The organism is Pseudomonas sp. Marseille-Q1929 (genome assembly GCF_017316265.1).
Lineage (GTDB): Bacteria > Pseudomonadota > Gammaproteobacteria > Pseudomonadales > Pseudomonadaceae > Aquipseudomonas.
The window spans coordinates 18,485-32,343 of sequence record NZ_JAFLWU010000022.1 but is presented as its reverse complement, the minus strand read 5'-3'; the positions used below and the strand labels follow the sequence as shown (position 1 = coordinate 32,343).

Sequence of the window (13,859 nt, the reverse complement as noted above, 5' to 3'; positions counted from 1 at the left end):
GAGATTTAAGTCATGGCAGAAGCAGTCTCCGACAACGTACCCGCCAAGGCAGACGGCAAGCCGCCGCTGTTTGGCCTGTCGTTCCTGGAAAACCTCTCGGAAATGACCATGCTGCGTCAGGTGGGCCTGATGGTCGGCCTGGCTGCCAGCGTGGCGATTGGTTTTGCCGTGGTGTTGTGGTCGCAACAACCGGATTACCGGCCATTGTACGGCAGCCTGGCGGGCATGGATTCCAAGCAGATCATGGAAACCCTCGCCGCCGCCGACATCGCCTACACCGTCGAGCCCAACTCTGGCGCCTTGCTGGTCAAGGCAGATGACGTGGCCCGTGCGCGCATGAAACTCGCCGCCGCCGGCGTGACGCCGTCCGACGCCAATATCGGTTTTGAAATCCTCGACAAAGACCAGGGCCTGGGGACTTCCCAGTTCATGGAAGCCACTCGCTACCGCCGTGGCCTGGAAGGCGAGTTGGCCCGCACCATCTCCAGCCTGAACAACGTCAAGGGCGCCCGCGTGCACTTGGCCATCCCGAAAAGCTCGGTGTTTGTGCGCGATGAGCGCAAGCCCAGCGCCTCGGTACTGGTGGAGCTGTTCTCTGGCCGCTCCCTCGAGCCTGGCCAGGTGCTGGCGATCATCAACCTGGTGGCAACTAGCGTTCCTGAGCTGAGCAAGTCGCAGATCACCGTGGTCGACCAGAAGGGCAACCTGCTGTCGGACATGGCCGAGAACTCCGCGCTGACCCAAGCCGGCAAGCAGTTCGACTACAGCCGTCGCATGGAAAGCATGCTCACCCAGCGCGTGCACAACATCCTGCAACCGGTGCTCGGCAACGACCGCTACAAGGCTGAAGTGTCGGCCGATGTGGACTTCAGCGCCGTCGAGTCGACCTCTGAACAATTCAACCCGGACCAGCCCGCGCTGCGCAGCGAGCAGTCCACCAGCGAGCAACGCACCGCCGCCAATGGCCCGCCGCAAGGCGTACCGGGTGCCCTGAGCAACCAGCCGCCTGCGCCAGCCTCGGCCCCGCAAACTACCGGTGGCGCCGCAGCCACCGCAGGCGCCATCGCCCCGGGCCAACCGTTGCTGGACGCCAACGGCCAGCAGATCATGGACCCGGCCACCGGCCAGCCGATGCTCGCCCCGTACCCGGCGGACAAGCGTAACCAGTCCACCAAGAACTTCGAGCTCGACCGTTCCATCAGCCACACCAAGCAGCAACAGGGCCGCGTCAATCGCCTGTCGGTGTCGGTGGTGGTCGATGACCAGGTCAAGGTCAACGCCGCTGACGGCACCATCACCCGTGCCCCATGGGGCGCCGATGAACTGGCGCGCTTCACCCGCCTGGTGCAGGACGCAGTCGGTTTCGACGCGAGCCGTGGCGACAGCGTCAGCGTGATCAACATGCCGTTCTCCGCCGAGCGTGGCGAAGTGATCGCCGAAGCGGCGTTCTACACGCAGCCGTGGTTCTGGGACATCGTCAAGCAAGTGCTGGGTGTGTTGTTCATCCTGGTGCTGGTGTTCGGCGTGCTGCGCCCGGTGCTCAACAACATCACCGGCAACGGCAGCAAGAAACAACTGGCAGCCTTTGGTGGCAGCGATGTCGAGTTGGGTGGCATGGGCGGCCTGGACGGCGAACTGGCCAACGACCGCGTCAGCCTCGGCGGCCCGCAAAGCATCCTGTTGCCAAGCCCGAGCGAAGGTTACGACGCGCAGTTGAATGCAATCAAAAGTCTGGTGGCAGAAGACCCGGGCCGTGTGGCCCAGGTCGTGAAAGAGTGGATCAACGCAGATGAGTGATAATCGAGCCGCTGTTGCCAAGCTCACCAAGGTCGACAAAGCGGCGGTTCTGCTGCTGTCCCTCGGTGAGACCGATGCCGCCCAAGTGCTGCGTCACATGGGCCCCAAAGAGGTTCAGCGCGTCGGCGTGGCCATGGCGCAAATGCGCAATGTGCACCGCGAGCAAGTCGAACAGGTGATGAGCGAGTTCGTCGAGATCGTCGGCGACCAAACCAGCCTGGGCGTCGGCTCCGACAGCTACATCCGCAAGATGCTCACCTCGGCCCTGGGCGAAGACAAGGCCAACGGCCTGATCGACCGGATCCTGCTGGGCGGCAACACCAGCGGCCTCGACAGCCTCAAGTGGATGGAACCGCGTGCCGTCGCCGATGTGATCCGCTTCGAGCACCCGCAGATCCAGGCCATCGTCGTCGCGTACCTCGACCCGGACCAGGCCGGTGAAGTGCTTGGCCACTTCGACCATAAAGTGCGCCTGGACATCATCCTGCGCGTGTCGTCGCTGAACACCGTGCAGCCAGCGGCGCTGAAAGAACTCAACACGATCCTGGAGAAGCAGTTCTCCGGCAACTCGAATGCCGCGCGCACCACCTTGGGTGGTATCAAGCGTGCCGCCGACATCATGAACTTCCTCGACAGCTCGGTCGAAGGTCAGTTGATGGACTCGATCCGCGAGATCGACGACACCCTGTCCGGCCAGATCGAAGACCTCATGTTTGTGTTCAACAATCTCTCCGATGTCGACGACCGTGGCATCCAGGCGTTGCTGCGCGAAGTGTCCTCCGACGTACTGGTGCTGGCCCTCAAGGGTTCGGACGAAGGCGTCAAGGAGAAGATCTTCAAGAACATGTCCAAGCGTGCCTCCGAACTGTTGCGCGACGACCTCGAAGCCAAGGGCCCGGTGCGCGTCAGCGACGTGGAAACGGCGCAGAAAGAAATCCTCACCATTGCCCGCCGTATGGCCGAAGCCGGAGAAATCGTTCTCGGCGGGAAGGGCGGCGAAGAAATGATCTAAGGCGCGCCCCATGTCGAACAAAGATGAGACGCCCAGCGATCTGATTCGCGCGCGGGATGTCGGCGGGTTCGACATCTGGTCGTTGCCCAGCTTCGACCCGCATGTGCCGGAACCGGAGCCCGAGCCGGAACCCGAACTGCCGGTGGAGATGGAAGAAGTGCCGCTGGACGAAGTCCAGCCACTGACCCTCGAAGAGTTGGAAAGCATCCGCCAGGAGGCCTACAACGAAGGCTTTGCCGCCGGTGAAAAAGACGGTTTTCGCAGTTCCACCCTCAAGGTGCGCCAGGAAGCCGAGGCCGCCCTGAGCGTCAAGCTGGGCAGCCTGGAACGCTTGATGCGCAGCCTGTTCGACCCGATTGCCGAGCAGGATTCGCAGCTGGAAAAATCCATGGTCGGCCTGGTGGAGCACATCGCCCGCCAGGTGATCCAGCGCGAACTGGTGCTTGATTCCAGCCATATCGAAAGCGTCATGCGTGAAGCTCTCAAGCTGCTGCCCCTGGGCGTCGGCAATGTGCGCTTGTACATCAACCCGCAGGATTTCGAACAGGTCAAAGCCCTGCGCGAGCGCCATGAAGAAACCTGGCGCATCGTCGAAGATGCGGCGTTGCAGCCCGGGGGTTGCCGCGTCGAGACCGAACACAGCCGCATCGATGCCACGGTGGAAACCCGCATCAGCCAGATCATGGCCAAGCTGCTGGACCAGGCCCACGAGCAGGTGCTGAACCCGGCCGAGCCGGATCTGAGCGTGGACCTGGACGCCCCCGATGCGCCTTGATCGCACCAGCTTCGCCAAGCGCCTGAGCGGTTACGCCGAGGCCACGGAGTTGCCCGGCCAGCCGATCCTCGAAGGGCGCCTGTTGCGCATGGTCGGCCTGACCCTCGAAGCTGAAGGCCTGCGCGCCGCCATGGGCAGCCGTTGCCTGGTGATCAACGACGACAGCTACCACCCGGTGCAGGTCGAAGCCGAAGTGATGGGCTTTTCCGGCAGCAAGATTTTCCTGATGCCCGTCGGCAGCCTGGCGGGCATCGCCCCCGGCGCCCGCGTGGTGCCCCTGGCCGACACCGGCCGCCTGCCCATGGGCATGAGCATGCTTGGCCGCGTGCTCGACGGCGCCGGCCGCGCGCTGGACGGCAAGGGCGGCATGAAGGCCGAAGATTGGGTGCCGATGGACGGCCCCACGATCAACCCGCTCAAGCGCAACCCCATCAGCCAGCCGCTGGACGTGGGCATTCGCAGCATCAACGGTTTGTTGACGGTCGGGCGCGGCCAGCGTCTGGGCCTGTTTGCCGGTACCGGCGTGGGTAAATCCGTACTGCTGGGCATGATGACCCGCTTTACCGAGGCCGACATCATCGTGGTCGGCCTGATCGGCGAACGGGGCCGCGAGGTGAAGGAATTCATCGAGCACAGCCTGGGCGAAGAAGGCCTCAAGCGTTCAGTGGTGGTCGCCTCGCCGGCGGATGATGCGCCGCTGATGCGCCTGCGCGCCGCCATGTACTGCACGCGCATCGCCGAATATTTTCGCGACAAGGGCAAGAACGTCCTGTTGCTGATGGACTCGCTCACCCGTTTCGCCCAGGCCCAGCGGGAAATCGCCCTGGCCATCGGCGAGCCGCCCGCGACCAAGGGTTACCCGCCGTCAGTGTTCGCCAAGCTGCCCAAGCTGGTGGAACGCGCCGGTAACGCTGAGGCGGGGGGTGGCTCGATCACCGCGTTCTATACCGTATTGTCCGAAGGCGATGACCAGCAAGACCCGATTGCCGACTCGGCGCGGGGCGTGCTCGACGGCCACATTGTGCTGTCGCGGCGTTTGGCGGAGGAGGGGCACTACCCGGCCATCGACATCGAAGCGTCCATCAGCCGGGTGATGCCGTCGGTGGTCACGCCGACGCACATGGCGCGGGCGCAGCAGTTCAAGCAGCTGTGGTCGCGCTACCAGCAGAGCCGCGACTTGATCAGCGTCGGCGCCTACGTGGCCGGTGGCGACCGCGACACCGACCTGGCGATTGCCCTGCAACCGCAACTGGTGACGTACCTGCGCCAGGGCCTTAACGACAAGATCAGCATGGGCGAAAGCGAAGCGCACCTGAACTCGATCTTCGCCCCGGCACCGGGCGGCTAAGCCATGGCCAGTTCCCGTTCTTCACGCCTGGCCCCAGTGGTGGACATGGCCGAAAAGGCCGAAAAAACCGCGGTGCAGCGCCTGGGCTACTTCCAGGGTCAGGTGCGCCTGGCAGAAAGCAAACTGGGCGACCTGGAGCGCTTTCGCGGCGAGTACCAGCAACAGTGGATCGAACGCGGCACCAAGGGCGTGTCGGGCCAATGGTTGATGGGTTACCAGGGCTTTCTCAACCAGCTGGAAACGGCCGTCGACCAGCAGCGGCAAAGCCTGCTCTGGCACCAGAACAACTTCGAAAAGGCCCGCGACAGCTGGCAACAGGCGTACGCCCGGGTCGAGGGCTTGCGCAAGCTGGTGCAGCGCTATATCGATGAAGCGCGGGCGCTGGAAGACAAGCGCGAGCAAAAGCTGCTGGATGAGTTGTCACAGCGCCTGCCCCGCCAATCCCAGTACTAAAGACCACCACCGTTCTACTGTGGGAGCTGGCTTTTGTGGGAGCTGGCTTGCCTGCGATAGCGGTGTACCAGTTGGCTCATCCTTAGCTGATGTACCGCTATCGCAGGCAAGCCAGCTCCCACATTTGATCCTCTGTGTTGCCGCTGCGGCGTTCAGCTGCTAAACCTTTGTCTACCGCAATGACAAGGAAGCAGTCACATGTCAGTCGAGTCTGAAGTATCCCTGGACGGGAAGAAGTTGACGATCGCCATCAAGGGCCGGTTCGATTTCGGCAGCCACCAGACGTTTCGCGAATCCTACGAGCGCTTCTACAAGGTGCCCGAGTTGTACGTGGTCGACTTGAAAGACACCACCTACATGGACAGCTCGGCCCTGGGCATGCTCCTACTGTTGCGCGATCACGCCGGCGGTGACAGCGCGGACGTGCAGGTGGTCAACAGCAATTCCGATGTGCGCAAGATCCTCGCCATCTCCAACTTCGACAAACTGTTCGACATCAGTTGAGCGGCCTGGCCCCCGTGCTTGAGCCGTTGACGGTGCTGATCGCCGAAGACAGCGCCACCGACCTGCTGTTGTTGTCCACCATCGTGCGGCGCCAGGGGCACCGGGTGCTTACCGCCAGCAATGGCCTGGACGCGGTGCAAGTGTTTGCCCGCGAGCGCCCGCAGTTGGTGTTGATGGACGCGCTGATGCCGGTGATGGACGGCTTCGAAGCGGCACGCCAGATCAAGCAGTTGGCGGGCGAAACCTTGGTGCCGGTGATTTTCCTCACCTCCCTGCGCGAGAGCTCGGCCCTGGCCCAGTGCCTGGATGCCGGCGGCGATGATTTCATGGCCAAGCCCTATAACCCGCTGATCCTGGCCGCGAAGATCAACGCCATGGATCGCCTGCGCCGGTTGCAGGCCACGGTGTTGCAACAGCGTGACCTGATCGCCCGGCACCACGACTATCTGCTGCATGAGCAGCGGGTGGCCAAGGCGGTGTTCGACAAGGTGGCGCATTCAGGCTGTATCAACGCCGCGCCGAATATCCGCTACCTGCAATCGCCCTATGCGTTGTTCAACGGTGACCTGCTGCTGGCGGCCTATACGCCGTCGGGCGATATGCATGTGTTGCTCGGCGACTTCACCGGCCACGGCTTGCCGGCCGCAGTGGGCGCCATGCCCCTGGCGGAGGTGTTCTACGGCATGACCGCCAAGGGCTACGGGCTGGCGCAGATCCTGCGGGAGATGAACGTCAAGCTCAAACGCATCCTGCCGGTGGACATGTTCTGCTGCGCCACCCTGTTGTGCCTGAGCACCCAGCGCCGCGTGGTGGAAGTGTGGAACGGCGGCATGCCCGAAGGCTATGTGCATGAAGTCGCCAGCGGCAAGCGCACGGCGTTGGTGCCGCGGCATTTGCCGTTGGGCGTACTGTCGGCTGAAGCCTTCGATGACCGCACCGAGGTGTGGCCGATGGCCCTCGGTGACCGGGTGTTTTTACTCTCCGATGGCGTGCTCGATACGGCTGACAGCAATGACCAGTTGTTCGGCGCCGAGCGTTTGCATCAGGTGTTTGCCGCCAACCGCGAGCCCGACCGCTTGTTCGCCGAGATCGAGCAAGCCCTCGCCGGGTTTCGCGGTGAAGCGCGGGATGACGTGAGCATGGTGGAAATCACCCTGCAAGCCGGGCAATCCCTGCGCGCGACCGGGCCGCTGTACACCGACAGCAGCCAGTCGTGCCCGCTGGATTGGTCGGTGAGTTTCGAGTTCCGCGCCGAGACCCTCAAGCGCTACAACCCGTTGCCGTACTTGCTGCAACTGTTGCTGGAAATCCACGGCCTGCGCGAGCGCAGCGGGGCGCTGTACAGCGTGATGGCCGAGCTGTATTCCAATGCCCTGGAGCACGGGGTGCTGGGCCTGGACTCGCGGCTCAAGCGGGATGTGCACGGCTTTGCCGATTACTATCGCCAGCGCAACGAGCGGTTGGCGCAGTTGAGCAGCGGTTATGTGCGGGTGCATGTGCAGGTGGTGCCGACGGCGACGGGCGGGCAACTGTCGTTGCGCATCGAAGACAGCGGCGCCGGCTTTGACGTCGAGCAGGTGCTGGCGCGCCCGCTGGAGGTTGATCGCTTGTCGGGCCGGGGGCTGAACCTGGTACGTCAATTGAGCGGCGACGTGCACTGGTCCGATGGCGGGCGTAGCGTCTGCGTGGAGTTTTCGTGGCAGGCTCAGGCATAATCCGCCGATTCTTGATCAAGGAGCGAACAAGTGGCTGAGATTCATCTGGACCCGGACGTGTTATCGGGGTTGCAGGAAGTGATGGAAGGGGAGTATCCGCGGTTGCTGGATACCTTCCTCGACGATTCGCAAAAGCGCGTCGAAGCGCTGCGCAAGGCACGGGATGACGCCAAGGCGCTCGGGCGCATCGCCCACAGCTTCAAGGGCAGCAGCGGCAACCTGGGCGCGGTGCGGTTGGCGCAGTTGTGCCAGCGGCTGGAGGCGGAGTCGGCGCAAGCGCCTGGCAGTGACTTGGGTGAGTTGGTGGATCAGATCGATCATGAGTTTGCGCTAGTGCGTCCACTGTACGAATCGGAGCGCCAGCGCTTCCAGCTCTGACCTGTGGGAGCCAGCTCCCACATTTCTAGCCGCGTTCGGCAACCTGGCCCGACTCTTGCTCTATCTCCCGATACTGCATCCCCGACCCCATGCAGTGGAGACCTTTACCTATGCCAGTCGCCCCGAATTCGCTCCTCCAGGCTGCCCCTGCGGCCAAGCCGCAAGCGCCTGCTGCCAACCCCCCGGCAGCGGCCGTGGAGCCGCGTGACAAGGGCGCCGGCTTCGCCCAGGTGTTTGCCAGCCAGGGGTCAAAACCGGCGGCAAAGGCCGACGACGCGCCGTCAAAAACCACCCGCGACAAGCCTGCCGACGCCAATGCCAAGCAGGTGGACAGCAATGACAAACCTGCCGCCAGCAAGCCAGCGGTTGCCGATAGCGGCAATCCTTTGCCTGCCAAGTCGACCGCCAAGTCCGACGACAGCGCCAGCAGTGATGACGACAAACCTGTCGACCCGACGTTGGCGCAGCAACCTACGGCTGACCCGGTCGTCGACCCGGCCTTGGTCGCGGCGGTCACGCCGGCTGTAGTCGTGCCGGTGGTGACCGTTACTGACGACAGCAAGCCTGCGCCCGTAGTCGCCGCGCCGCTGGCGGTGACCGATGAGGTCAAGCCACCGGCCTTCGATCCCGAGGCAGATCCCCTCGATTCCATGCCAGCCGTGCGCCTGGCGATGGAGCAGGGCGGCCACGTCTCCGCCAGCAGCCAGGCCCCGCAGAAACCTGCGCCGAACCTGGACCAGCCCACCGCCGCGCAAAACTTCACGGCTGGCCTGGCCAATATGGTCGACCAGCAAGCCGCCAAGGACAGCACTGACCAGGGCGGCGACAAGGCTTTCAGCGGGCTGATCGAAGACGGTCTCAAGGACTTGAAGGGCGCCAGCAGCGACACCCGTGTCGATGACTTCGCCAACCGCCTGGCCGCGTTGACCCAGGCGGCCACGCCGAAAACCGCGAATGCCTTGCCGCCGGCCACCAACACGCCGTTGGCCATGCATCAGAGCGGCTGGACCGAAGAGGTGGTCAACCGTGTGATGTACCTGTCCAGCGCCAACCTCAAGTCGGCAGAGATCCAGTTGCAGCCAGCGGAATTGGGGCGCCTGGATATCAAAGTCAATATGACGGCGGACCAGCAGGCCCAGGTCAGCTTCATGAGCGGCCATGCCGTGGTGCGTGAAGCGCTGGAAAGCCAGTCCGGGCGCCTGCGTGAGATGTTTGCCCAGCAGGGCATGGGGCAGGTGGATGTGAACGTGTCCGATCAGTCCCGTGGCCAGGAGCAGCAACAGCAGCAGGGCCAGGCGCGTGGTGTGAGTGGTGTCGGTGGGCGTGGGGGTGATAGTGACAGCGGTGCCCATGCTGAGATCGCCGAAGCGGTCGCGCCGGTGACCTCCACCGTGATCGGCTCCAGCGCCGTCGATTACTACGCCTGACCCCAGCAGGAACGCGGTCCATGTGGGAGCTGGCTTGCCTGCGATAGCGGTGTATCAGTGACAGATGTATTCACTGACACACTGCTATCGCAGGCAAGCCAGCTCCCACAGTTGATTTGTGGTGTTGCTGCTTGCGCGCATTACCAGACAACTCTGGCATAACACTTGCTCTTGCCTTTCCGTAGATCTATGAATCCCCGAATAGTGACGGATTATTGGCATGGCGAAGAGCGACGACGCAGCAAAAGCACCCGCAGGCAAAGGCAAGCTCAAGCTTATCCTGTTGATTGTCGTGGGCCTGATCCTGGCGATCGGCGCCTCTGTGGGTGGCACCTGGTACATCATGCACAGCAGTGCAAGCAAACCGGCACCGGCTGCCGAAACCGCCAGTAACGTCAAGCAACCGGCAATCTTCGAGCCGATGCTGCCGGCCTTTGTCGCCAACTTCAACCAGAACGGCCGTCAACGCTACCTGCAAGTCAGCATGACCTTGCTGGCGCGCAACCAGGCCGACCTGGATGCCCTCAAAGTGCATATGCCGGTGATCCGCAACAACCTGGTGATGCTGTTCTCCGCCCAAAGCTTCGACGCCCTGGCCACCCCGGTCGGCCAGGAAATGCTGCGCCAGAAAGTCACGGCCAGCGTGCAGGAAGTGTCCCAGAAAGAGCTCGGCAAAGTCGCAATCGAGCAAGTGCTCTTTACCAATTACGTACTGCAGTAGGATCACGACATGGCCGTGCAAGACCTGCTGTCCCAGGATGAAATCGACGCGCTGCTCCACGGTGTCGACGATGGTCTGGTGCAGACCGAAATGGCTGCCGAACCCGGCAGCGTCAAAAGTTATGACCTGACCAGCCAGGACCGCATCGTCCGTGGGCGCATGCCGACCCTGGAGATGATCAACGAACGTTTCGCCCGCTACACGCGGATCAGCATGTTCAACATGCTGCGCCGCTCGGCGGACGTGGCGGTGGGCGGCGTGCAGGTGATGAAGTTCGGTGAATACGTGCACTCGCTGTACGTGCCCACCAGCCTCAACCTGGTCAAGATCAAGCCGCTGCGCGGCACGGCGCTGTTCATCCTTGACGCCAAGCTGGTGTTCAAGCTGGTGGACAACTTCTTCGGCGGCGACGGCCGTCACGCCAAGATCGAAGGCCGTGAATTCACCCCCACCGAGCTGCGCGTAGTGCGCATGGTGCTGGAGCAGGCCTTTATCGACTTGAAGGAAGCCTGGCAGGCGATCATGGAAGTCAATTTCGAGTACATCAACTCGGAAGTGAACCCGGCCATGGCCAACATCGTCGGCCCCAGCGAAGCCATTGTGGTCTCCACCTTCCACATCGAACTCGATGGCGGTGGCGGCGACCTGCACGTGACCATGCCGTACTCGATGATCGAGCCGGTGCGTGAAATGCTCGACGCCGGTTTCCAGTCCGACCTCGACGACCAGGACGAACGCTGGGTCAAGGCCCTGCGCGAAGACTTGCTGGATGTGGACGTGCCACTGAGCGCCACCGTGGCCCGCCGCCAACTGCGCCTGCGCGACATCTTGCACATGCAGCCGGGCGACGTGATCCCCGTGGAATTGCCGGAAGAAATGATCATGCGCGCCAACGGCGTGCCGTCGTTCAAGGTCAAGCTAGGTTCCCACAAGGGCAACCTGGCGTTGCAAGTGATCGAACCGATCAACCGCCGCTGATCAACTTTAATTTTTGCTGCGCCGAGGACATGTAATGGCTACCGAACACGAAAACACTTCCGCCGAAGACCAGGCCCTGGCTGACGAATGGGCAGCTGCCCTGGAAGAGACCGGCGATGTTGGCCAGGACGATATCGACGCGCTGCTGGCCGCCGACGCTGCCACCGCGCCGGCCGGCAACCGCCTGCCGATGGAAGAATTCGGCAGCGTGCCGAAGAACAACGAGCCGGTGACCCTCGATGGGCCGAACCTGGATGTGATCCTCGACATCCCGGTATCGATCTCCATGGAAGTGGGCAGCACCGAAATCAACATCCGCAACCTGCTGCAACTCAACCAGGGTTCGGTGATCGAGCTCGATCGCCTGGCCGGTGAGCCGCTGGACGTGCTGGTCAACGGCACCCTGATCGCCCACGGCGAAGTGGTGGTGGTCAACGAAAAGTTCGGCATCCGCCTGACCGACGTGATCAGCCCGAGCGAACGCATCAAGAAGCTGCGCTGATATGAAACGCTTGATGGTGGGACTGTTACTCGCGCTGCCATTGGGCGCCATGGCCGCCGAGCCGATTGCCCAGGCCGCCACGGCTGCGCCGGTCGGCAGCGGCCTCGGCGGCCAGTTGACGCAACTGGTGCTGGGCCTGCTGTTGGTGGTTGGCCTGATTTTCGTGCTGGCCTGGCTGATGCGCCGGGTGCAGAACGTCGGCCCGGGCAATGGCCAGGTGATCGAGCTGATCGGCTCGCGCGCCCTTGGCCCGCGTGATCGGCTGGTGCTGGTGCAAGTCGGCGAGGAACAGATCCTGCTGGGCCTGACCCCCGGCCGTATCACCCCGCTGCATGTGCTCAAGACGCCCGTGAACGTGGATCAGACCGAGTCGGCCACGCCAGAATTCGCCCAGCGCCTGATGGAGTTGCTGGGCAAGGATCAGAAGGATAAGAAGTAATGCGCGTTTTATTGACGCTCATGCTGTTGCTGGCGGCGCCATTGGCGTTCGCCGCCGACCCGTTGTCGATCCCGGCGATTACCCTGGGCACCAACGCGGCGGGGGCGCAGGAGTATTCGGTCAGCCTGCAGATCCTGTTGATCATGACGGCGCTGAGTTTTATCCCGGCGTTTGTCATGCTGATGACCAGCTTTACGCGGATCATCATTGTGTTCTCGATCCTGCGTCAGGCCCTGGGCTTGCAGCAGACACCGTCGAACCAGATCCTCACCGGCATGGCCTTGTTCCTGACGCTGTTCATCATGGCGCCGGTGTTCGACAAGGTGAACCAGCAAGCCCTGCAACCTTACCTGGCGGAAACCATCACGGCCCAGGTCGCGATCGACAAGGCTCAAGGCCCGATCAAGGACTTCATGCTGTCGCAGACCCGCTCCAGCGACCTTGAACTGTTCATGCGCCTGTCCAAGCGCACCGACATCGCCACCCCGGACCAGGCGCCGCTGACCATCCTGGTGCCGGCGTTCGTGACTTCGGAATTGAAGACCGCGTTCCAGATCGGCTTCATGATCTTTATCCCGTTCCTGATCATCGACCTGGTGGTGGCGAGCGTGCTGATGGCCATGGGTATGATGATGCTGTCGCCGCTGATCATCTCGTTGCCGTTCAAGATCATGCTGTTTGTGCTGGTGGACGGCTGGGCGCTGATTATCGGCACCCTGGCCGGCAGTTTCGGCGGGGTATAGCGCAATGACTCCAGAAGTAGCGGTCGACCTGTTCCGTGAAGCGCTGTGGCTGACCACCATGATGGTCGCCGTGCTGGTGGTGCCGAGCCTGTTGGTGGGCCTGCTGGTGGCGATGTTCCAGGCGGCGACGCAGATCAACGAACAGACCTTGAGCTTCCTGCCGCGCCTGCTGGTGATGCTGATCACCCTGATCGTCGCCGGCCCGTGGCTGGTGCAGACGTTCATGGAATACATCCTGCAGTTGTACGGCAGTATTCCGCAGTTGATCGGCTGACCTGATGCAGTCCGTATTGGCCTTGACCGACACCCAGATCAGCACCTGGGTGGCGTCCTTCATCCTGCCGATGTTCCGGGTCATGGCGGTGCTGATGACCATGCCGGTGTTTGGCACGACCCTGGTGCCCAAGCGCATTCGCCTGTATTTCGCGTTTGCCATCACCGTGGTGATCGTGCCTGGCCTGCCGCCGATGCCGCCGGTGAATGCGCTGGACCTCAGTGCGCTGTTGCTGATCGCCGAGCAGATCCTGATCGGCGCGATCCTGGGTTTTTCGCTGACGTTGTTCTTCCAGGCTTTTGTGATCGCCGGGCAAATCATCTCGATCCAGATGGGCATGGGCTTCGCGTCCATGGTCGACCCTACCAACGGCGTGTCGGTGGCGGTGATCGGCCAGTTCCTGACCATGCTGGTGACCTTGCTGTTCCTGGCCATGAACGGCCATCTGGTGGCGTTCGAGGTGATGACCGAGAGTTTCACCACCTTGCCCGTGGGCTCGGGCCTGATAGTCAACCATTTCTGGGAACTGGTCGGGCGCCTCAGCTGGGTGTTGGGCGCGTCGCTGTTGCTGGTGTTGCCGGCGATCACGGCGTTGCTGGTGGTCAACATCGCGTTTGGCGTGATGACCCGGGCGGCGCCGCAATTGAACATCTTCTCCATCGGTTTCCCGTTGACCCTGGTGTTGGGCATGGGAATTTTCTGGGTCGGCATGGCTGACATTCTCAATCAGTATCAACCGCTGGCGTCCGACGCCTTGCAGTTTTTACGTGATCTGGCACGGGCGCGCTGAGCC

Annotated in this window: 16 protein-coding genes; all 16 read left to right on the top strand. The window is 62.8% G+C overall.

What is annotated here, in order from left to right:
• Positions 1-12 precede the first annotated feature (12 nt).
• The 16 genes from fliF (at position 13) to fliR (ending at position 13,856) form a co-directional block, all read left to right on the top strand.
• Positions 13-1,797, top strand: a complete 1,785-nt coding sequence (gene fliF / locus J1G37_RS21065; protein ID WP_207045216.1) for a flagellar basal-body MS-ring/collar protein FliF — start codon at positions 13-15, stop codon at positions 1,795-1,797.
• The gene (fliG, locus tag J1G37_RS21060; RefSeq protein WP_017735208.1) at positions 1,790-2,809 is read left to right on the top strand and encodes a flagellar motor switch protein FliG; all 1,020 of its coding nucleotides are present in this window, start codon (positions 1,790-1,792) and stop codon (positions 2,807-2,809) included. The genes fliF and fliG overlap by 8 nt, the downstream gene beginning before the upstream one ends.
• 10 nt (positions 2,810-2,819) lie before the next feature.
• Entirely contained in the window at positions 2,820-3,584 is a 765-nt protein-coding gene (gene fliH / locus J1G37_RS21055; protein ID WP_207045215.1) for a flagellar assembly protein FliH, read from the top strand.
• A complete protein-coding gene (fliI, locus tag J1G37_RS21050) occupies positions 3,574-4,932 on the top strand; it encodes a flagellar protein export ATPase FliI (RefSeq protein ID WP_017735210.1) in 1,359 nt (452 codons plus the stop codon). Before fliH ends, fliI begins: the two co-directional genes overlap by 11 nt.
• 3 nt (positions 4,933-4,935) lie before the next feature.
• On the top strand, positions 4,936-5,385 hold the full coding sequence (gene fliJ, locus J1G37_RS21045; RefSeq protein WP_124526516.1) for a flagellar export protein FliJ: 450 nt from the start codon (positions 4,936-4,938) through the stop codon (positions 5,383-5,385).
• 198 nt (positions 5,386-5,583) lie between these two features.
• Entirely contained in the window at positions 5,584-5,889 is a 306-nt protein-coding gene (locus J1G37_RS21040) for an STAS domain-containing protein (RefSeq protein WP_207045213.1), read from the top strand.
• On the top strand, positions 5,886-7,604 hold the full coding sequence (locus J1G37_RS21035; RefSeq protein ID WP_207045209.1) for a fused response regulator/phosphatase: 1,719 nt from the start codon (positions 5,886-5,888) through the stop codon (positions 7,602-7,604). The genes J1G37_RS21040 and J1G37_RS21035 overlap by 4 nt, the downstream gene beginning before the upstream one ends.
• Positions 7,605-7,634: 30 nt before the next feature.
• Positions 7,635-7,982 (top strand): Hpt domain-containing protein, encoded by a 348-nt coding sequence (locus J1G37_RS21030; RefSeq protein ID WP_017735214.1) that lies wholly within the window; start codon positions 7,635-7,637, stop codon positions 7,980-7,982.
• Between the two features lie 110 nt (positions 7,983-8,092).
• Complete coding sequence (locus J1G37_RS21025) at positions 8,093-9,409, top strand: flagellar hook-length control protein FliK (protein ID WP_207045206.1); 1,317 nt, start codon at positions 8,093-8,095, stop codon at positions 9,407-9,409.
• 220 nt (positions 9,410-9,629) lie between these two features.
• Entirely contained in the window at positions 9,630-10,130 is a 501-nt protein-coding gene (gene fliL / locus J1G37_RS21020) for a flagellar basal body-associated protein FliL (RefSeq protein WP_207045203.1), read from the top strand.
• A gap of 9 nt (positions 10,131-10,139) precedes the next feature.
• Positions 10,140-11,108 carry a flagellar motor switch protein FliM gene (gene fliM, locus J1G37_RS21015; RefSeq protein WP_017735217.1) on the top strand — a complete coding sequence of 323 codons (969 nt, stop codon included), beginning with the start codon at positions 10,140-10,142 and terminating at the stop codon, positions 11,106-11,108.
• A 34-nt stretch (positions 11,109-11,142) separates the two neighbouring features.
• The gene (fliN, locus tag J1G37_RS21010) at positions 11,143-11,610 is read left to right on the top strand and encodes a flagellar motor switch protein FliN (protein ID WP_010208756.1); all 468 of its coding nucleotides are present in this window, start codon (positions 11,143-11,145) and stop codon (positions 11,608-11,610) included.
• Position 11,611: 1 nt separating this feature from the next.
• Positions 11,612-12,049, top strand: coding sequence for a flagellar biosynthetic protein FliO (gene fliO / locus J1G37_RS21005; protein ID WP_207045201.1), 438 nt, complete (start codon positions 11,612-11,614; stop codon positions 12,047-12,049).
• The gene (fliP, locus tag J1G37_RS21000; protein WP_017735219.1) at positions 12,049-12,792 is read left to right on the top strand and encodes a flagellar type III secretion system pore protein FliP; all 744 of its coding nucleotides are present in this window, start codon (positions 12,049-12,051) and stop codon (positions 12,790-12,792) included. The genes fliO and fliP overlap by 1 nt, the downstream gene beginning before the upstream one ends.
• 4 nt (positions 12,793-12,796) lie before the next feature.
• Positions 12,797-13,066: a flagellar biosynthesis protein FliQ gene (gene fliQ / locus J1G37_RS20995; RefSeq protein WP_003214552.1), complete on the top strand. Its 270-nt coding sequence runs from the start codon at positions 12,797-12,799 to the stop codon at positions 13,064-13,066.
• 4 nt (positions 13,067-13,070) lie between these two features.
• Complete coding sequence (gene fliR, locus J1G37_RS20990) at positions 13,071-13,856, top strand: flagellar biosynthetic protein FliR (protein WP_207045197.1); 786 nt, start codon at positions 13,071-13,073, stop codon at positions 13,854-13,856.
• The last annotated feature ends 3 nt before the right edge of the window (positions 13,857-13,859 follow it).